The following is a 19,319-nucleotide window of genomic DNA, read 5'->3' as shown; positions in this document are numbered from 1 at the left end:
ATGTCCGTTTCGCAATAGCAGAACAACTCGCTTCATTCCCTCATATCGTCAGATAGTACACCGCGATGACCGCGGACAACAATAAACTCCGTCAGGATTTTTACATATATGCGTTGTGCTGCGGTCTTTTCTGAATGATCGGGAGGACTATAAGGGATGACGATAACCCGTAAAGAGCTGTTCCGGCTCGGTATAGCCGGTCTGGCAACAGCTGCTGCCACCGGTGGCAGCGCTGCTGCATCACCGGCAAAACCTGCTGAAGCAAAAAAGACGCATAATCCGCAACCGTCACGCGCCACATTAATCCGCAATGCGGATATTCTGACAATGGACACGAAGCTTGGTGAATTGACCGGCATGGATGTTCTTATCAAAGACGGTAAAATCGCCGCCATTGCCAAAGGCATGAAAGTTGATGATGCCGAAGTCATTGATGCGACCGGAAAAATTCTGATGCCTGGCATGATCGACGGACATCGTCATGTCTGGCAAATCATGAATGCGGGCATGCTGGTGAAAACCCATGCGGCTAAATATGATCATTATCAGACATGGAAAGAGCGTACGGTTGTTTGCATGACGCCGGAAGATTTCCATCTGGCGGGTTATGTAGGTGGCCTGCTGGCGATTGATTCCGGTGTGACCAGTGTGGTGGATTATGCGCATGGACAGCATAATCGTGAAAAAGCATTTGCCGGTGCACGCGGGCTGATCGAATCCGGTGTCGGTGGTGTTTTTTGTTACCAGATCGCCCATTCTACGACCTATGGGCCCGGTGATACAATCTCGCTTGCGGAAGCGTCTGCACAGCGCCTCGCACCGCCGACGGAAGAGCATTATGAAACGGCCAGAATGCTGCGCGATGAGCTATTTTCTTCCAGCGATAGTCTGATCCGTTTCGGTATTGCATCCAGCAACGGGCTGGGGCGCCATACAATGCGGCAGACGAAAACGGAATTTGACCGTGCCCGTGCGCTGGAACCTTTCCTGATTGCTTTGCATATTCACAAGCAAAATCCGGTGCCGCCGGAGGGGATTTATCGCAATATTTCGGATTTGTATAAAGCCGGTTTGCTCGGGCCCGAGATTCATGTGTCCCACGGTGTGCAGATGACGGATGAAGAGATCATCATGCTGCGCGATACAGGCGGTATGTTATGCGCCACGGTGATGGGGGAGTTCCCCTATGTGGAGCCGGCCATACATGGGAAAGCCCGTAAAATGGGGCTGCCGTCCGGTATTGGCATCGATGTCAATCTGGCACTGACACAGGATTATTTCGAGCATGTGCGCGCTGCTTTGTGGAATATGCAGCGTTCAGAGGAATATGCCCGCATTGCCCGTGAATATGAACCAACAGACTTGCTGGATTTTGCCACCAATTCCGGTGCTAAAGCTATTCGTATGGGCGATACGACCGGCACAATCAGTGTTGGAAAACAGGCTGATCTCGTTTTGCTGAGCACCAGCCGTTACGGTTTAGCCCTTGCCGGAACTCTGGCAGATCGTGTGTTCAGTTTTGCCAATTTGTCGGATGTCGACAGTGTGTGGGTACGCGGCACATTGCGTAAGCAAAACGGCAAAATGCTGAATGTGGACTGGGACAAGCTGAAGAAAGACATGCGTGAGGCACAGGCGCGGATCGTGCGCGATGCCGCCACTATTAATTTTACCTGAAATCTTCGGAATTGAATGCAATCCGTCATTTTCGGCCGGTCGCGCTCATGCCTGCATCAGATGTTTCATCATTGCGCAGATGCGGTGTCAGGCTTACCGGAACAAGGGGAACCCGTTTATGGAACTAACACGCAAAGAGTTTCTCAAACTCAGTGCAGCCGGTGCAGCAGTTGCTGCCAGCGGTCTGCCTTTGCAGGCGGCGCAAAGTGTTGCTGCCAGTGCAAAATCTGTCACGCCGACATTGATTAAAGGTGCAGATATTCTGACAATGGACGCAAAACTTGGCGAATTAACAGCCACGGATGTGTTGATTGCCGACGGAAAAATCATCGCCATTGATAAGGATATCAAGCACGATAATGCCGAGGTTGTTGATGCCGCCGGTATGATCCTGATGCCGGGTATGGTCGACGGGCATCGCCATGTCTGGCAAACGGCTGAAGCCGGTCAGATTGTCAAAGGCTCAAAGCTTTACCGCCATTATGACCGCGAGAATAACCTGAAATACGGTTTGTGTTTTACGCCGGAGGATATGTATTTCTCCTGCTATATCGGCGGGCTTGTCTGTCTGGATTCCGGCGTTACCACGGTGCTGGATCATATGCATGCCACCAATGGCAATGAGATTGAGGATGCGGCAGCGCGTGGGCTGAAAGATTCCGGTGTCGGTGGCTATTTCTGTTATCAGATGCGGCAGTCACCGCATTACGGCCCCGGCGATACCTATCCGCTGGCACAGGCACGCGCTGATCGTGACGGGCCGCCGGACGAGCGTCATTATAAACAAGCGGAGCTGCTGCGTGACCGGTATTTCTCCGATCCAGACGGAGTATTGCGGTTTGGTATCGGCCTGACCGGATCTGTCGGTACGCAGAGTGTTGCGCAGGCGGCTGAGGAGTTTAAACGCTGCCGCGAATTGCAGGCTGCCATTCTGACACAACATATGAACCAGACTTTTCCGGAGCCTAAACCACCGGTTTTGCGCGGTATACGCGATCTTCATGAGGCGGGCTTGCTGGGGCCGGATTATCATATTTCACATGGTAATGATGTGACAGATGAAGAACTGCTGATGATGAAGGCAGCCGGTTCAAAACTCTGCTCAACGACACTGGGTGAATTTACCTATGATACGCCAAGCCTGCATGGTCGTGCGCGTGCGCACGGGGTGGATACCGGTATCGGGCTGGATGCAGCGATTGCCATGTTGCAGGATTATTTTGAACATGCCCGATCAGCCTTCTGGATTCTATATAAGACAGAAGACGGCTCAGCCATTGCGAATAATTACACGTCAACCGATGTGCTGGAATTTGCAACAATTAGTGGCGCAAGGTCGCTTGGATTGGGAGATGTGACCGGCTCTGTCACTGTGGGTAAGCGGGCAGATCTGGTATTGTTGCGCACAGACCGGATGGGCTTTGCCAATCTTGGCACACTGGCGGATCGCGTGCTCAATTTTGCAGCTATGCAGGATATCGATAGTGTGTGGGCAGCAGGTCGTGCAGTGAAGCGCAATGGTATTATGGCGGGTGTGGACTGGGTGGCAGCACAGAGACAAACCGCTGAAGTTCAGCAGCGCGTTTTCTCATTGGCACAGACGATTAATCTGACTGAATAAAATAAAACCTCCCCGCAAGAGTAATGTTTTGCGGGGAGGCCATATTGATCAGGTCATCACAGGTCAGACAGTCACAAACTGTCCCATCATGCCGACATCTTCATGTTCCAGCACATGGCAGTGGAACATGAACGGATGTGAGCGTTTACCTTCTGCTTTGAAGTGAACCAGCAGTTCGGCTTCTCCGTCGACCAGCACAGTATCTTTCCAGCCTTGCTGATAATCCGGTGCTGCCTGACCGTTCTTGGAGAGCACACGGAAATTCGCACCGTGAATATGGAACGGATGCCCCATTTCAACGGCCTTCAGTTTCCAGATTTCCATAGAGCCGAGTTTGGCTTCCACATCCACGCGGCTCATGTCAAAAGGCTTGTCGGCAATCGACATGGTAATGCCGGAGGTGGCGGCTGTCAGGGATGGTCCCATCTGGTCAGCCGAACGTGCAGAATGTTCGCCATGATCCATCGCACCGGACATCATTTCCTGCATTTTAGATGGTTGAGGCATTTGCATCTGCCCCATCTGGCTGTGATCCATTTTACTATGGTCCATCTGTCCCATTGGGGAACTTTCGCCGCCCATCATTTTCTTGCGCATCATGGCCATATTGCCGGCCATGTTTTCATCAAAGACGAAAGAACGGGTTTTGACAGACTTGGCCGGATCGGCGGCAGCCGGTTCTTCCAATGCGGAAACAAGTTTCATCACATCGGCCTTCAGACCATCACTCACTTCAAAGCGCATCAGATGTTCAAGGCTTTGTGCATCACTCAGTTTCGGTGTTCTGCCGGAGCCGTCATCAGGCAGGCTGGTAAAGTCCGCCGTCAGACCATTGGAGAAATCGACCAGCACTTCATAACGTTCCCCCGGTGCAATGGTCAGAATATCCACGGCTACAGGTTTGGCGAGGAAGCCGCCATCGGAAGCGATCGCGTGCATCATCCGGCCATCGCTGAAACGGAAGTGATAATTGCGCGAATTGGAAGCATTGAGCAGACGCAGACGCACAATGCTCTGCGGCACAGTTGCGATTGGTGCAATGGCACCGTTCACAGTCAGATATTGGCCGCGGAAACCATGCATCAAATCCATAAAGTCCGGCGCATAGACATTGTCACCGTCAATGACGCGGCGATCCTGAAATACCAGAAACAGATCGTCAGTGCCGAATGTATCCGGCAGGCCGCGTTCACGGTCACCACCATCGCTGACATGCAATAGACCGGCTGCCCCCATATGTGCCTGACGGGCAGTTTCCATATGCGTATGCGGATGAAACCAGTTGAATGATGCCGGTTGATTGATGTCAAATTCCGGCTGCCATACAGCGCCCGCATTAATCACATTATGCGGGCCACCATCCATATCAGACGGGATCATCAGCCCGTGCCAATGCAGGGTTGTCACTTCATCCATGGCATTTTCAACGGCAAAGCGCACATGCGATTTATTCTGCAGGCGTACAACCGGCCCGAAATAATTGCCGTTAATACCGGCGGAAGCGGCACTGCTGCCTGCCTGAAAACTATGACGGCCTTTAGCGATCTTCAGCTTAACCAGACCGTTATTATCCGGCTGTAAAAGGGCAGGATGGGGCAGTTTTACACCTGTAGCCTTATTGGCTGAGACAGGTGCCATGTTGTGCATGTCATGTGCGCCTTGTGCACTGGCGCGATTGAGGTGCAAAGCTGGCAGCGCAACAGCAGACATACCGCCGAGGCCGAACATTAAAGCTTGACGACGATTGATGATTTTCATCGGAATACTCCATTTATGTCAGAAAATAGCTGTCCTCCGCACGAATGATTTGTGCGTCAGGAAATTTGATTTTCAGGCAAAAACAGAGATCGGAGGGCGATCGGAAAGAGCAGGTGGCAGTCCATGCAGAGCCTGCATATAGGGCGCACTGAGTGTGCGCGGAAAGGCATCAATTTGTGCCATAACCGGTGCCACCGGAACAGGCACAACACAGCCGCTGACCGCGCAGGCCATGCCTTTGGTGCTGTGATGCTGACCGGATTCCGACGCTTTATTGTGCTGCCCGTGATCCGTTGTTTCATGCGTCGGCGCAACATGCGTAATATCGGCTGCAAGCGGCATAACAGGTGTGTAAGCCTGTGCAGACATCTGAAAGGCACAGAACTGCAGCATCATAAATGCAAGCAAAAACAGCATAAGCCGGTAAGGCAGCCTGATGATGTTAATTGCGGATGACACGGAAGCGGGCTTTCATATTTCTCTGGAGTTAACAGCACATATAGGCAGGCGGAACAGCCTTGACCAGTGCGCCTTTTAAATTTCATGTCAGATAATTACGGCAAAATTTAACAAGTCGCTGTTTTGCCTTATTGTCTTTCCTATATCTGTTTGGGGTAGTCGCTGTTTCCGGTGCCACCAGAGCCTTTGTATTCTATTTGCTATGTCCGCTCTGGATTCTTGAGTGACGCATGTTCTCGGACGTTAAATAAAAATATTTAACTGTGACATGCGTTTGGGGGCACAAGACTGATACCAGAACAGCATGATGAAACATTTTCAGGATGGCATCATGACTGAATTACTACAATCTTCATTTTCAAATACCGGTGCAATTCCGGCAAAGCATCCCTTTGTGCCACCGGCACCGGTTCCGCGTAAAGATCCGGTCGGGCGGCTGGAGCTGATGCGGATTGTCTATCGCAATCCTTTAGAGCTTTGGGGCGAGCCGTCCTATAATGAACCGTGGGTTGAGGTAAACTGGCTTGGTATGCATACGATTATCGCCAATGATCCGGCGCTGATCCGTCATGTTTTGGTGGAAAATCCGCAAAATTATCCGATGGGCACCATCCGTCAGCGCGTGTTGCGCCCTATCCTGCGTGACGGATTGCTGACCGCCGAAGGCTCCACATGGCGGCGTTCACGCAAGGCTATGGCGCCGGTTTTCACGCCGCGCCATATTCATGGTTTTGCCAATGCCATGCTGAAAAGCGTACAGGACTTTACCACGCGCTATCAGATTGCCGGAACTGTAACGGATGTATCACGGGATATGACCCTGCTGACCTATGATATTCTGGCAGAGACATTGTTTTCCGGCGAGATTGCCGGTGATCCGAAGGAGTTCGCCCGACAGACAGACCGCCTGTTTGAAACGATGGGGCGGGTTGATCCGTTTGACCTGCTTGGTGCGCCGGACTGGCTGCCCCGCCTGACACAATTGCGTGGCCGCCGTTCCCTCGGCTTTTTCCGCTCGATAGTTGCGCAGACCATTCAGCTGCGCAAAGAGCGGATGGATCGCGGTGAAGCCGTGCCAAGTGATTTCCTGACGCTGTTATTGCAGGCAGAAACCTCACCCGACAAACCTGATGGTCTGTCGCGGGATGAGATTGAGGATAATCTGATTACCTTTATCGGTGCAGGGCATGAAACAACCGCACGGGCACTGGGCTGGACGCTTTATTTGCTGGCGCAGGATGCGCAGGAACGGGCTGTTGTTGAGGCAGAAATTGATGCATTCATGAATGATAGAGGCAAGGATTTGCCGCCGCATCAATGGCTGGAAAAACTGCCGCTGACACGCGCCGCTTTCGAGGAAGCGATGCGGCTTTATCCGCCTGCACCTTCAATCAATCGGGAGGCACTTGCGGATGATCAGTTTGGTGATCTGAAAATTCCGTCCGGTACAGCAGTCATTGTGATGCCGTGGACAATCCACCGGCACCGGAAATACTGGGACAATCCGGAGGCTTTTATTTCGGCGCGGTTCCATCCGCAAAACCGCGATAAAATCGACCGTTTTCAGTATCTGCCATTCGGTGCGGGGCCGCGTGTCTGTATCGGCGGCAGTTTTGCCATGCAGGAGGCGGTGATTGCTCTCGCGGTTCTGTTGTCCCAACATCGTTTTGACATGGTGGGCGATGCAAAACCATGGCCGGTACAGAAACTGACCACTCAGCCTAAAAACGGCCTGCTGATGAAGGTGACGCCGCGCTGAGTTTCAGCGCCGCATACATTATAGCATTTCCAGCAAAAGTGGGAACCGATTTTGCGTCGGATAATGCGTAAAAACAAATAGTTACAGCGGTTCCAACGATTCAGTCTTAACTGGGACCGCTGTAAGGCTTTTGCAGCCCGTCAAACCCGAAACATCACAGGCGGGCGGCGTGCCAGCGCAGGTGCTCATCTATAAAGGTTGAGATGAAATAATAGGAATGGTCATAGCCTTCCCGCATATTCAGCGTCAGTGGGATGGCGGCCTTGGCGCAGGCCTCTTCCAGCAACCACGGGCGCAGACCATCATCAAGAAAACTGTCCGAAGTCCCCTGATCAATCAGCAGGCTCTCAATCCGGTGGCCGTCTTCAATCAGCGCAGTTGTATCATAAGCGCGCCATGCGCTCTGATTGTTTCCGAGATATTTCTCAAAGGCTGGCTTTGACCATCCGGCAGTGGAGGGCTGGGCAATCGGTGCAAAGGCCGAAACAGATTTGAAGCGTTCAGGATTTTTCAGCGCAATGGTGATCGCGCCATGACCGCCCATGGAGTGACCGGTGATCGCCTGACGGGACATATCCAGCGGAAATTCTTTAGCCACCAGTTCGGTCAGTTCTTCCGTAATATAACTGTACATCTGATAGTTTTTGGCAAAGGGTGCTTCTGTGGCATCGAGATAGAAACCGGCACCTTTACCAAACTGCCAGTTATCCGGTTCGTCCGGCACATCATCACCGCGCGGGCTGGTATCAGGGCAGAGAATAGCAATGCCAAGCTCGGCAGCAAGGCGGCGATATTCGCCTTTATCCATCACATTCTGATGCGTGCAGGTCAGGCCGGAGAGATACCAGAGAACAGGTACGGGCGCGTGTTCTGCCTGCGGCGGCAGAAACAAAGCAAAAGTCATATCGCACTGGCAGGCCTCACTTTTATGACGATAGACGCCCTGAGTGCCGCCGAAGACTTTTGCTTTTGAAATGATTTCCATGAACTAACTCCCCAGAGCCACAGCGACATTGACCGCCGCAGCCACAAGTACGGTATTGAAGAAAAAGGAGACGATACTGTGCAGCAGAACGACCTTGCGCATGGCCGGTGTCGTGACGCTGGTATCGGAGGTTTGTGCGGTCATGCCTATTACGTAAGCGAAATAGGCAAAGTCATAACCGGAGGGCTCCGGCGTGTTCGGAAATTCAAATCCGCCTTTATGGGGTCGCCCTGAGTTCCCGCTATTGGATTTATCCTGATCCGGCTCCCAGTACAGATGGGCATAATGCAGCGCTGTCATCATATGAATGGTAAACCAGCCAAGCGGCACCGCGGCCAGTGTCGCAGCAAATGTGAACAGATCATGCTGTTGCTGCTGCTGATTTATCAGGATGAACAGCGAGGTGATGGAGGAAACCACAGTCGCAAAAGTGACCAGAAAAATAATCCAGACCGGCTCGTCAGTGCTTGCAGCATGTTTCTTCAAATAAGCTGCACTTAAATGCGGCAATGCCCTGAAAGTCATCAGCAGATAGAGAATGAAGAAACAATTGACCGCAATTACCGGTGCCGGTGAAAGGGAGAAAGTCCGGCAGATCAGAAAGACTGCTGCGCCGCATACTGCTGCAATATAAAAGGACATATGACGGCGCAGCAGAAAATTCATGTGCCAGCTCCGTTTGCCGGTTCCAGACGCATATCAATATGCGGAATACCGTCTTCCAGATATTCTTCGGAAATGGCTATAAAACCAAAAGAACCGTAGAATTTCTGCAAATGGCTTTGTCCGCCAAGCTCAATCGGCTGGTCAGGAAAACGTGCTTGCGCAAAATCAACAGCTTCCTGCATCAGACGCTGACCGAGTTTGTAGCCCCGATAGTTTGGCGCCACCACAACGCGGCCGATCTTCACTGCTTCATTCTCTTCCGGTGGAAGAACCCGCAGCGTCGCCGCGAGCTCCTCACCATCAAGAATGCTTAAGTGAAATGCGCCGATATCCTTGCCGTCAATTTCTGCAAAAGCGCAATTCTGCTCGACGATGAACACATCCATGCGCAGTTTCAGCATCGCATAGAGTGCGCGCGGTGTCAGATCGTCGATTTCGTTCCAGCGGGAAGCAAATTGTGTCATCAGAATGTAATCACCGAGCGGATCGACTTGCCTTCATGCATCAGATCAAAAGCGGTGTTGATCTCATCAAGCGGCATTTTATGGGTGATCAGATCATCAATATTGATCTTGCCGTCCATGTACCAGTCAACGATTTTTGGCACATCGGTGCGGCCGCGTGCGCCGCCGAATGCTGTACCTTTCCAGACGCGGCCGGTGACCAGCTGGAACGGACGGGTGGCGATTTCTTTGCCAGCTTCGGCCACGCCGATAATGATGCTTTCGCCCCAGCCACGATGGGTGCATTCCAGTGCCTGACGCATCACATCCGTATTGCCGGTAGCATCAAAGGAATAGTCGGCACCGCCGTCAGTCAGGTCCTGAATGGCTTGCACCACTTTGTCATTGCCGATTTCACGCGGATTGATGAAGTCGGTCATACCGAATTTTTTCGCCATTTCCGCTTTGGCCGGATTGATATCAACGCCGATAATCTTATCTGCGCCAACCATGCGGGCACCCTGAATAACATTGAGACCAATACCGCCGAGGCCGAACACCACAACATTGGAGCCTGGACGCACTTTTGCGGTATAGATCACAGCGCCGATGCCGGTGGTGACACCGCAGCCGATGTAGCAGATCTTGTCGAAAGGAGCATCTTCACGCACTTTGGCCAGCGCGATTTCCGGCAGAACGGTGAAGTTTGAGAAGGTCGAGCAGCCCATATAATGAAAGATTTCTCCACCGTCACAGGAGAAGCGCGAGGTACGGTCCGGCATCAAACCCTGACCCTGCGTTGCGCGGATCGAGGTGCAGAGATTGGAGCGCTGCGACAGACAGGTTTTGCACGAACGGCATTCCGGTGTGTAAAGCGGGATCACATGGTCGCCCGGACGCAGCGTGGTGACGCCTGCGCCGACTTCGCGCACAATGCCTGCGCCTTCATGGCCGAGAATGGCCGGAAACTTGCCTTCGGAATCAAGGCCGGACAGCGTATAGGCGTCGGTGTGGCATACACCCGTTGCCATGATTTCCACCAGCACTTCACCTGGCTTCGGACCACCGATTTCGATTGTTTCAATAGTGAGGGGCTTATTGGCCTCCCAGGCAACGGCTGCGCGCGATTTCATGGCTTTGTTCCTCTTAAGTCAGTAGTCTTTTATTTCAGATAAGAGCGGATGATCCGCATAAGCTGGTCGATTTCTGTATCCATTTCAGCCGGTGTCAGAGCTTTCTGCGGCTGTTGGAAGGTCTCTTTTAAATGGCTTTCCAGCACTTCAGCCATCAGGCCGGTAGCGGCGCCGCGCATGGCGGCAAGCTGCTGTAAAAGCGCACCGCATTCCGTACCTTCCTCAACGGCGCGTTCAAGTGCCTCCGCCTGACCTTTGATGCGGCGCAGGCGTGTCATGACGCGTTTCTTGGCTTCCGGTGAGTGGGGCATGGTTTTCTACCGATGAATATGGTGGTGAAAATATATACTATGGGGGAGTATGTCAATTGATGTGCCATCTCTGCTCCTCAAGAATAGTAAAGCAGATTGCGGCTGTTTATAGTTCGCAGCAATCAGAATCATTTATCAGGTGCGTTGTCTTTGCCTCAGCAGTCCGTTTCATCCCTTCCGCTTTTGCCTGTCCGTGAGGCGCTGCCGCAACTGGATCATGCCTTGCAGGCTGGTGGCTCTGCCGTTCTGGTTGCGCCGCCCGGTGCGGGTAAGACGACTTTAGTGCCGTTGCATTTGTTGCATGCAGACTGGCGGAAGGACGGGCGGATTATTGTGCTGGAACCGCGCAGACTGGCAGCACGTGCCGCAGCCACACAAATGGCACGTCTGTTGAGCGAAGAGGTTGGTAAAACGGTCGGTTACCGGATGCGCCTCGACAGTCGCTATAATGCACAGACGCAAATTCTGGTGGTGACAGAAGGCGTGTTCGCCCGCATGATCCTCGATGATCCGGAATTGTCCGGTATCAGTGCGGTGCTGTTTGACGAATTTCATGAGCGCAGTCTGGATGCTGATTTTGGATTGGCACTGGCGCTGGATGTGCAGGGAGCCTTGCGTCCCGATCTCAAAATTCTGGTGATGTCGGCAACACTTGACGGTGCGCGGGTAGCGGAACTGCTCGATAATGCGCCGGTTGTGGAGAGTGAAGGCCGCAGTTTTCCGGTTGAAATCCGTTATCAGGAGCGCAAAACCGATGAGCGGATTGAAGATGCTATGGCGCGGACAATCCGCGCCGTTCTGGCGGATGAACAGGGCAGTTTGCTGTGTTTTTTGCCCGGTCAGGGCGAGATTGAGCGCACAGTCCGCGCTCTTGAGGGGCGTGTCGGCGAGCATGTGATGCTCTGCCCGTTATATGGCGCAATGGACGGGCGCGATCAGGATGCGGCGATCAAACCTGCTCGGCAAGGCACGCGCAAAGTGGTGCTGGCGACTTCGATTGCCGAAACCTCGATTACTATTGATGGTGTGCGGGTGGTGATCGACAGCGGTCTGTCGCGTCAGCCGCGTTTTGAACCGGCAACCGGTCTGACGCGGCTGGAAACCGTGCGCGTATCACAGGCGGCGATTACCCAGCGAGCAGGTCGTGCGGGACGAACTCAATCGGGTATAGCGATCCGGCTCTGGCATGAGGGGCAAACTTCCTCGCTGCCGCGCTTTACCGGGCCGGAAATTCTGGAAGCTGATTTGTCGTCGCTGCTGCTCGATTGTGCGGCATGGGGCGTGCAAAATGTCAGCGATTTGCGGCTGCTGGATCAGCCCTCAGCAGCCAGTCTGAAAGAAGCGGCTACCTTGCTGAAACGGCTGGGCGCACTGGATGATGACGGACGGCTGACGGCTTCCGGTGAGCAGATTAGGAAGCTGGCTTTGCCGGTGCGGCTTGCGCATATGGTGGCAGAGGCGGCTAATCGTGGCGAGGCTTTGCAGGCGGCAGAGCTTGCCGTGCTGATGACCGAGCGGGGGCTTGGCGGCAATGAGGTTGATCTCGATGCGCGGCTTTCCCGCTTTCGCCGTGATCGCGGTGACCGTGCACAAAAGGCACGGGGACTGGCACGCTCACTGATTAAAGATTTACCGGCAGCCAATGCGCAAAGCAAAGAAGATGCCCATGCTGGCCGCCTGCTGCTGGATGCCTATCCGGACCGCGTGGCCAAAGCGCGTGGCAATGGCGGTCAGTTTATTCTGGCCAATGGGCGTGGTGGTGAGCTGGATGCCAGCCAGCATTTGTCGCGTGTATCGTGGCTGGTGGTGGCTGATCTGACCGGACGGGCAGGGGCGCAGCGTATTCTCTCTGCCGCTGAGGTCAGTGAGGAGGATATCCGCGAAAGTCTGGCAAGCCAGATCGAAAGGGGACAGCAGGTTATTTACGACCCTGAACGCAAAGCTTTGCGTGCCCGTGAGGCGGTGCGACTGGGGGCAATAACCCTGTCGGAGAAAAATCTGGCGGCACCATCAGGAGAGGCCGCCGATCTGGGCGTTGTTCAGGCGGTGGGCCAATATGGTTTGGATACTCTGCCTTGGGACAAGTCAGCTTTGACGCTGCGCCGCCGTCTTGGCTGGCTTTATCGCGGGCTTGGTGAGCCATGGCCGTCTATGGATGACGAGCACCTGCTGGTAACATTGGAAGACTGGTTACTGCCGTTCCTGACCGGTGAGGCACGGCTCGATAAGATCAGCCAGTCTGCCCTGATGAATGGCCTGCGCTCTCTCGTGCCGTTTGATCTGCAACGGCAGATTGATACTTTGGCACCAACACATTTTACGGTGCCGACCGGCTCCAATATCGCGATTAATTATGAGGGTGATGAACCGGTAATCGCCGTGAGGGTGCAGGAATTGTTCGGTTTAACGACGCATCCTTCTATTGCCCGCGATACGGTGCCGCTGCTGCTGGAATTGTTGTCTCCGGCACACAGGCCAATCCAGATCACCCGCGACCTGCCGAATTTCTGGAAAGGTTCATGGGCAGATGTGCGCACTGATATGCGCGGCCGTTATCCGCGCCATGTCTGGCCGGAAAATCCCGCCGAGGCTGATCCAACTCGGCGTGCCAAACCACGGGGCACGTGAGATATTTCGGCTTTGGCGGGCTGCAAATGGCACTCTTCTCCGCTTCCGGTGCTCATGTACCTAAATGTACATTCCGCTCCGGTTCTCGCAGAGCACCATTTTCGACTCGCCATAACCAAAATATGACGTAGGCGATATGCTGATTTAACCTGCGGCAGGATGGCGCAGATTAACTTGCGTGTGCTGTGATTTTGCCGCATAAGGCATTTTATGCGCGATAATTTACGGGGAAAGACTGAATGGCAAATGGTGATCTGATTAACCGGGCCTCGTCGCTTTCCCGTCGCCTGCGTCTGACAACATTGGTGCGTGTGCGCTGGTTTGCCATTACCGGCCAGACCGCAGCCGTTTTGTTCGTTTCTCTGTCTCTGAAATTTGTTTTTCCGCTCGGAATCAGTTTTGCGCTGATTGCCGTATCAGCATGGCTCAATCTGTTTCTGTCTTTCCGTTATCAGCTCAATCATCGTCTGGATTTGCGTACGGTTTTGCTGGTCTTGGCCTTTGATATTCTGCAGCTCACCGGCCTGCTATATCTGACCGGTGGTTTGCAAAATCCGTTTGCCGTGCTCTTGGTCGTGCCGGTGATTATTGCTGCAACTGCATTGTCGGTGCGTAGCATCTTGTTACTTGGTTTGATGACCATTGCTTGCGCCAGTGTTCTGGTGGTGTGGCACTTGCCTCTGCCTTGGTATAGTGGTGTGACCCTGGAATTACCGCTGATGTTTGTCATCGGCGTCTGGTGTGCCATCGCGTCTACACTGATTTTCAGTGGTATCTATGTCTATCGTATCGCTGAAGAAGCGCGTCAGCTGGGTGATGCTTTGAGCGCTACCGAACTGGTGTTGCAGCGCGAACAGCATTTGTCAGCGCTGGATGGTCTTGCCGCCGCTGCCGCCCATGAGCTGGGTACGCCGCTGGCGACCATCACACTGGTGGTGAAAGAGATGCAGCGCGCTCTGAAAAATGATGACCGTTATGCAGAAGATATCCAGCTGTTGTCTTCGCAGGCACAGCGTTGCCGCGAAATTTTGCAACGCCTCACCAGCCTGTCTTCAGAAGGCGAAGAGCATATGTCAAAGCTGGCATTGTCTTCACTGATTGAAGAGGTGATCGCGCCACACCGCAATTTTGGTATTCAGATTGATGTTGAGAAAAAGCCTGACCCTAAAGCACTGGTTACCGAGCCGGTTGTCCGACGCAATCCGGGGGTAATTTATGGTCTGGGCAATCTGATCGAGAATGCCGTGGATTTTGCCAAAACCGAGACACAGGTGATCTGGGGTTGGGACGAGAATTCAGTGCGCATCACGATCCGTGATGACGGCAAAGGCTTTTCAGTGGATATGCTGGACAGGATCGGTGAACCTTATATGTCGCGCCGCAGCGATGAGCGCAATGGTGGCGGATTGGGGTTGGGGCTGTTCATTGCCAAAACATTGCTGGAGCGTTCCGGTGCGCATATCTCCTTTGCCAACCGTCCTGAACCCGGTCAAAGCGGTGCAGAAATTACGATTGTCTGGTCGCGGCAGGCACTGACAGCATAAATCCGATTCTTCTTAGAACGAAGCAGAGTGTCTGAGACTGAAAGATTCGTTTTTCAGTATTTGAAACTGTGGTCTTCACAGCCATATTTTGAATAAAATCTTTGTGAAATGCTATGAATTTGGTCGTTTTACATGAATAGTTACATTGCATATTTGACTTTTTGACGCAGGCGCAGCAATAAGTAAAAAGACAAAAGACGAGTAAGGAATACCTGATGGATGATATGAATCAGGATGATCACCTTGCCATCGGCAGTGATCCTTCGCTTCTTCTGGTTGATGACGACAAACCGTTTTTGCAACGGCTTGCGCGTGCTATGGAAAGCCGTGGTTTTACAGTAACAACAGCAGACTCCGTTGAGGAGGGCATTGCTGCGGTGAGGCTGGCAGCTCCGGCCTATGCCGTTGTTGATATGCGCCTCGGAGACGGTAACGGTCTGGACATTATTGAGGCGATCCGTGCCAAGCGTGAAGATACCCGCGCCATTGTGCTGACCGGTTACGGAAATATTGCCACGGCTGTGAATGCCGTTAAAATCGGTGCGATTGATTATCTTTCCAAGCCTGCGGATGCGGATGAAGTCTTTGCAGCGCTTACACGTCGTGACGGTGAGAAGATTGCACCGCCGGAAAATCCGATGTCGGCAGATCGTGTGCGCTGGGAACATATTCAGCGTGTTTATGAAATGTGCGAGCGCAATGTTTCTGAAACCGCACGTCGTTTGAATATGCATCGCCGTACTTTGCAGCGCATTCTGGCCAAGCGCGCTCCGCGCTAATTTGTTATGATACCGTGCCGGCTGGTTCATCAGTCGGCATCGAGACGCCTGCCATTTCCGCGAGCGTCAGCCGGTTAGCGCCAATCCGTGCCAGCTGTAATGTCAGAGCCTTTCGTGTGGCCGGTGCCAGTTTGTGCTCCGGTGCATCGCGCAGAATTTCCCCGCCATAGCCGTCCGAGAGTATAAAACCGCAATCTTCCGGAAAGATTTCGCGCGGCACCTGTGCATGGGTAGCAAAAAATAACCGGTCGCAATAATTGCGGTAATCCGGCCATTTCTGATCGGCTTTCCAGTCCTCGACGGAAGATTTGATTTCAATAATCCAGATTTCACCTTTGCGTGTCAGTCCGATCAGGTCGGCCCGTCTGCCGGAACGTAAGGAGACTTCCGGCAAAACATGAATATTCAGATCAAGGCACAGGCGCTGTACACCGCGCCGCACCAGTAATGCCAGTTCAGACTGACGGCCGTCACTGAGTGGATGTTGTTGAAAAGGTGAGATGATTGGCATGTTTCTCTGTCAGTATAAGTTCCGGTTTATCTTGGCTAACGTATTTTATAAAAGATAATCATGGTTAATGGTTGATTAAGAATCAGCGGTTAACTTATTCCCAACAAATGTTGACTGTCATTACGGTTTTCTGAGGGGAAAAATGGTATACAGAAATGCACTCTCTGCCACGGGTTTTGTTTTGACAATGGCGCTGGCCGGTTGTTCGACAACCTCACCTTTTCAGACCAGTACGGCATCCTATTCCAGTGTTGCAGATGCAGCCTATGTGCTGCCGACTGTCCCTGTTCAGAAAATCGCACCGGAATATCGCCGCCAGCAGGTTAAATATGAAACGACAGAAGCGCCCGGTACAATTGTCGTCGATACGCAAAACAAGTTTTTATACCATGTCGAGCCGGATGGTAAAGCGATGCGTTATGGTATCGGTGTTGGCCGTGAGGGCTTTCAGTGGAAGGGCAATGCCAAGGTTGCCATGAAGCGTGAATGGCCGACATGGACACCGCCGGCGCCAATGATTAAGCGCCAGCCGGAACTGGCAAAATATGCCGGTGGTATGCAGCCTGGTTTGAATAATCCGCTGGGCGCCCGTGCGCTGTATTTGTATAAAGGCGGACGCGACAGCGGCTATCGTCTCCATGGTACGCCGGAATGGTGGTCCATCGGCAAGAACGTGTCTTCCGGCTGCATCCGTCTGATTAATCAGGATATTATGGATTTGTATGACCGTGCCGGCGTTGGTGCCAAGGTTGTTGTGCTGTAATCTGGCATGGCAGAGATAATAAAAAAACGCGGCTTTTAAGCCGCGTTTTTTTATTTGATGAAGACATTTAAAATATCAAATTGCTTCGACCTGCAGGACTTCCGGAACGAAATGTTTCAGCAGATTCTGAATACCGTGTTTCAATGTTGCTGTTGAAGACGGGCAGCCGGAGCATGCGCCCTTCATATGCAAATAAACAACACCGTGTTCAAAACCACGGAATGTGATGTCGCCGCCGTCTTGTGCCACAGCTGGGCGCACGCGGGTTTCAATCAGTTCTTTGATGGTTTCAACGATTTCCGCATCAGCGTCAGCGAAGAATTCACCTTCTGTATGATCGTGACCTTTGGACTGTTCTGATGCCATGACCGGTGCACCGGACATCATATGTTCCATGATCGTACCGAGGATGGCCGGTTTGAGATGCTGCCATTCCGCACCGTCTTTGCTGACAGTGATGAAATCATAACCGAAGAATACGCCATTCACGCCCGGAACTGCAAAGAGTTTAGCGGCGAGAGGCGAGGTACTGGCGGCGCTGTCCGCATCGCGGAAATCAGCAGTGCCTTCCGGCATAACCACTTTACCCGGCAGGAATTTCAGGGTCGCCGGATTAGGTGTGGCTTCAGTCTGGATGAACATTGAAGTTCTCCCGTGTTAAATGAGGGCTGTAAAGAAAATACGGCAACCATGACCACAGAGTTGCGTGATTGCTCTTAATATAGTTGTTTCAGGCGACCGCATCAATGTCATCATCAGAAAGATCTGACGGAATGACCGTAACCGGAACAGGGAAGGATGCGCCGCGTCCTGCAATGGACTGTACCAGCGGTCCCGGACCTTCTTTGCCCGAACCGGCAGCCAGTACCAGAATGGCAATATCCTGATCCTCTTCAATCAGACCGTGAATTTCTTCTGCAGTCTGCCCTTCACGCACAATCAGCTCAGGCTCAATGCCGTATTGTTCACGTAATTGCGTCGCATATTTATTCAGTGCTGTCTGTGCCCGTTCCAGTGCCTCGGCGCGCATAATATTACCAACACCTAGAAATTGCTGGAAATCTGACGGGTCGATGACGAACAGCAGCACCAATGCGCCGCCGGTATTGCGTACACGGCGTGAGGCATAGGCAACCGCACGCCCGCATTCGGGCGTTTCATCGATTGAAACAAGAAATTTACGGCGGTGGCCGGCTTCCCGGCTAAGACGTTTTGAAACCATGCGCGGGAATTTGCCACTCAATGCACGAGACTGCAAGATGACAATTTTGTGGCGACGGGAAAAATTAGCACATTGGCCGGAGTTAAATATCCGTTCTGATCCGGAGAAATAAGAAGGGAAAGATATAGAAACTGCTTTTGCCTTGTTTTTAAAGGTGTTTCGTGTTTGAAAAGAAAAGCTATCGTCCTGCATTTTTTGCCGTTTCACATTGCTGTGTAACGGAATGATTTTTTATGTGCGGCAGAGTTTGCGGCTTCAAAGCCGGTCTATGCTCGCTACGGACAAGGCAAAATTCAAAATGACGAAGACTTATGGCAAGCTGGCCTCGCGTGTTTACGAGCTGGACAAACCGGTCGGGCGCTCTTTCGGTGACGTGGAATTCTATCTCGAACGCCTGAAAACCGTCACAGGGCCGGTGCTGGAACCGGCAACCGGCAATGGCCGTATACTGGTGCCGCTGGCACAGGCAGGGCACAACGTCAGCGGTTTTGATCTGTCTCCTGAAATGCTTGCTTTATGCAAAGCGAATTGCACGCAACATGGTGTGGAAGCTGAACTGAGTGAGCAGGGTTTTACGACATTCCGTTATGCGGAGAAATTCGCGGCTATTGTGCTGCCAGCCGGTTCTTTTCAGCTGTTGACCGATGTTGTTGATGCAATGAGTTTCCTGCGACGCAGCAAAGAGGCGCTGGCACCAAACGGCAAATTGCTACTGGATATTTCTGTTACAGGTGGTTTTATGGACCATGCACCGCGTGCGCGTCACTGGCAGGATGGCGAGGATTTGCTGACCTTGCAGGAAATGCGCACCGCAACGGACTACGTCAAACAGGTTGTAACATCGCAGCTGCGCTATGAACTGTGGCGCGATACGCAACAGGTGACAACAGAGATGGAATTATTCAGCTTGCGCTGGTGGGGGATGTTCGAGCTGGAACTGGCACTGCGTGAAGCAGGCTTTACGCAAATCAAAATCTTTGGTGACTATCAATCGGGCGCAGCTGTCACCGCTTCTGCCGATACGCTGACTTTTGAAGCACAATAGATAGAAGACAACAAA

At 52.6% G+C, this 19,319-nt stretch carries 18 protein-coding genes; 8 read left to right on the top strand and 10 right to left on the bottom strand.

The window, feature by feature from the left end; translation table 11 throughout:
* Positions 1-156: 156 nt before the first annotated feature.
* Positions 157-1,677 (top strand): amidohydrolase family protein, encoded by a 1,521-nt coding sequence (locus HBA93_RS01860; RefSeq protein ID WP_221722126.1) that lies wholly within the window; start codon positions 157-159, stop codon positions 1,675-1,677.
* A gap of 118 nt (positions 1,678-1,795) precedes the next feature.
* Positions 1,796-3,298 (top strand): amidohydrolase family protein, encoded by a 1,503-nt coding sequence (locus HBA93_RS01855; protein ID WP_221722125.1) that lies wholly within the window; start codon positions 1,796-1,798, stop codon positions 3,296-3,298.
* Positions 3,299-3,361: 63 nt separating this feature from the next.
* Here the strand turns inward: HBA93_RS01855 and cueO are convergent, their stop codons facing one another.
* Both cueO and HBA93_RS01845 read right to left on the bottom strand, forming a co-directional pair.
* Positions 3,362-5,056: a multicopper oxidase CueO gene (cueO, locus tag HBA93_RS01850; RefSeq protein ID WP_221722124.1), complete on the bottom strand. Its 1,695-nt coding sequence runs from the start codon at positions 5,054-5,056 to the stop codon at positions 3,362-3,364.
* 72 nt (positions 5,057-5,128) lie between these two features.
* Positions 5,129-5,425, bottom strand: coding sequence for a hypothetical protein (locus HBA93_RS01845; RefSeq protein ID WP_221722123.1), 297 nt, complete (start codon positions 5,423-5,425; stop codon positions 5,129-5,131).
* A gap of 421 nt (positions 5,426-5,846) precedes the next feature.
* On the opposite strand from HBA93_RS01845, the gene HBA93_RS01840 reads away from it, so the two are divergent.
* Entirely contained in the window at positions 5,847-7,274 is a 1,428-nt protein-coding gene (locus tag HBA93_RS01840) for a cytochrome P450 (RefSeq protein ID WP_221722122.1), read from the top strand.
* A 154-nt stretch (positions 7,275-7,428) separates the two neighbouring features.
* Here HBA93_RS01840 and fghA read toward each other — a convergent pair whose 3' ends face one another.
* From fghA to HBA93_RS01815, 5 genes are read right to left on the bottom strand one after another with little or no spacing between them, the layout of a single operon-like run.
* A complete protein-coding gene (gene fghA / locus HBA93_RS01835; protein ID WP_221722121.1) occupies positions 7,429-8,259 on the bottom strand; it encodes an S-formylglutathione hydrolase in 831 nt (276 codons plus the stop codon).
* A gap of 3 nt (positions 8,260-8,262) precedes the next feature.
* Positions 8,263-8,925 (bottom strand): DUF1345 domain-containing protein, encoded by a 663-nt coding sequence (locus HBA93_RS01830; protein ID WP_221722120.1) that lies wholly within the window; start codon positions 8,923-8,925, stop codon positions 8,263-8,265.
* Complete coding sequence (locus HBA93_RS01825; protein WP_221722119.1) at positions 8,922-9,389, bottom strand: GNAT family N-acetyltransferase; 468 nt, start codon at positions 9,387-9,389, stop codon at positions 8,922-8,924. Before HBA93_RS01825 ends, HBA93_RS01830 begins: the two co-directional genes overlap by 4 nt.
* A complete protein-coding gene (locus HBA93_RS01820) occupies positions 9,389-10,501 on the bottom strand; it encodes an S-(hydroxymethyl)glutathione dehydrogenase/class III alcohol dehydrogenase (protein ID WP_221722118.1) in 1,113 nt (370 codons plus the stop codon). The genes HBA93_RS01825 and HBA93_RS01820 overlap by 1 nt, the downstream gene beginning before the upstream one ends.
* 29 nt (positions 10,502-10,530) lie before the next feature.
* The gene (locus HBA93_RS01815; RefSeq protein WP_121991978.1) at positions 10,531-10,812 is read right to left on the bottom strand and encodes a metal/formaldehyde-sensitive transcriptional repressor; all 282 of its coding nucleotides are present in this window, start codon (positions 10,810-10,812) and stop codon (positions 10,531-10,533) included.
* A gap of 150 nt (positions 10,813-10,962) precedes the next feature.
* Between HBA93_RS01815 and hrpB the strand changes: the two genes are divergently transcribed.
* The 3 genes from hrpB (at position 10,963) to HBA93_RS01800 (ending at position 15,763) form a co-directional block, all read left to right on the top strand.
* Entirely contained in the window at positions 10,963-13,440 is a 2,478-nt protein-coding gene (gene hrpB / locus HBA93_RS01810) for an ATP-dependent helicase HrpB (protein WP_221722117.1), read from the top strand.
* Positions 13,441-13,679: 239 nt separating this feature from the next.
* Positions 13,680-14,984, top strand: coding sequence for an ActS/PrrB/RegB family redox-sensitive histidine kinase (locus HBA93_RS01805; RefSeq protein ID WP_221722116.1), 1,305 nt, complete (start codon positions 13,680-13,682; stop codon positions 14,982-14,984).
* Between the two features lie 215 nt (positions 14,985-15,199).
* Positions 15,200-15,763 (top strand): ActR/PrrA/RegA family redox response regulator transcription factor, encoded by a 564-nt coding sequence (locus HBA93_RS01800; RefSeq protein ID WP_162994448.1) that lies wholly within the window; start codon positions 15,200-15,202, stop codon positions 15,761-15,763.
* 4 nt (positions 15,764-15,767) lie between these two features.
* Here HBA93_RS01800 and HBA93_RS01795 read toward each other — a convergent pair whose 3' ends face one another.
* Positions 15,768-16,274 (bottom strand): MmcB family DNA repair protein, encoded by a 507-nt coding sequence (locus HBA93_RS01795; protein ID WP_122094065.1) that lies wholly within the window; start codon positions 16,272-16,274, stop codon positions 15,768-15,770.
* Between the two features lie 142 nt (positions 16,275-16,416).
* Here HBA93_RS01795 and HBA93_RS01790 point away from each other — a divergent pair, with 142 nt between their 5' ends.
* Complete coding sequence (locus tag HBA93_RS01790; protein WP_221722115.1) at positions 16,417-17,037, top strand: L,D-transpeptidase; 621 nt, start codon at positions 16,417-16,419, stop codon at positions 17,035-17,037.
* Between the two features lie 75 nt (positions 17,038-17,112).
* Here the strand turns inward: HBA93_RS01790 and HBA93_RS01785 are convergent, their stop codons facing one another.
* Both HBA93_RS01785 and HBA93_RS01780 read right to left on the bottom strand, forming a co-directional pair.
* Positions 17,113-17,679 (bottom strand): NifU family protein, encoded by a 567-nt coding sequence (locus HBA93_RS01785; protein WP_121991973.1) that lies wholly within the window; start codon positions 17,677-17,679, stop codon positions 17,113-17,115.
* 88 nt (positions 17,680-17,767) lie between these two features.
* Positions 17,768-18,259, bottom strand: a complete 492-nt coding sequence (locus HBA93_RS01780; protein ID WP_121992271.1) for a universal stress protein — start codon at positions 18,257-18,259, stop codon at positions 17,768-17,770.
* A gap of 298 nt (positions 18,260-18,557) precedes the next feature.
* Here HBA93_RS01780 and HBA93_RS01775 point away from each other — a divergent pair, with 298 nt between their 5' ends.
* Complete coding sequence (locus HBA93_RS01775; RefSeq protein ID WP_221722113.1) at positions 18,558-19,304, top strand: class I SAM-dependent methyltransferase; 747 nt, start codon at positions 18,558-18,560, stop codon at positions 19,302-19,304.
* Positions 19,305-19,319 lie beyond the last annotated feature (15 nt).

Origin of the sequence: Ochrobactrum sp. SFR4 (genome assembly GCF_019730395.1) — a bacterium.
Lineage (GTDB): Bacteria > Pseudomonadota > Alphaproteobacteria > Rhizobiales > Rhizobiaceae > Pseudochrobactrum.
The sequence above is the reverse complement of the archived record's forward strand: the minus strand, read 5'-3'. Positions and strand labels throughout refer to the sequence as shown.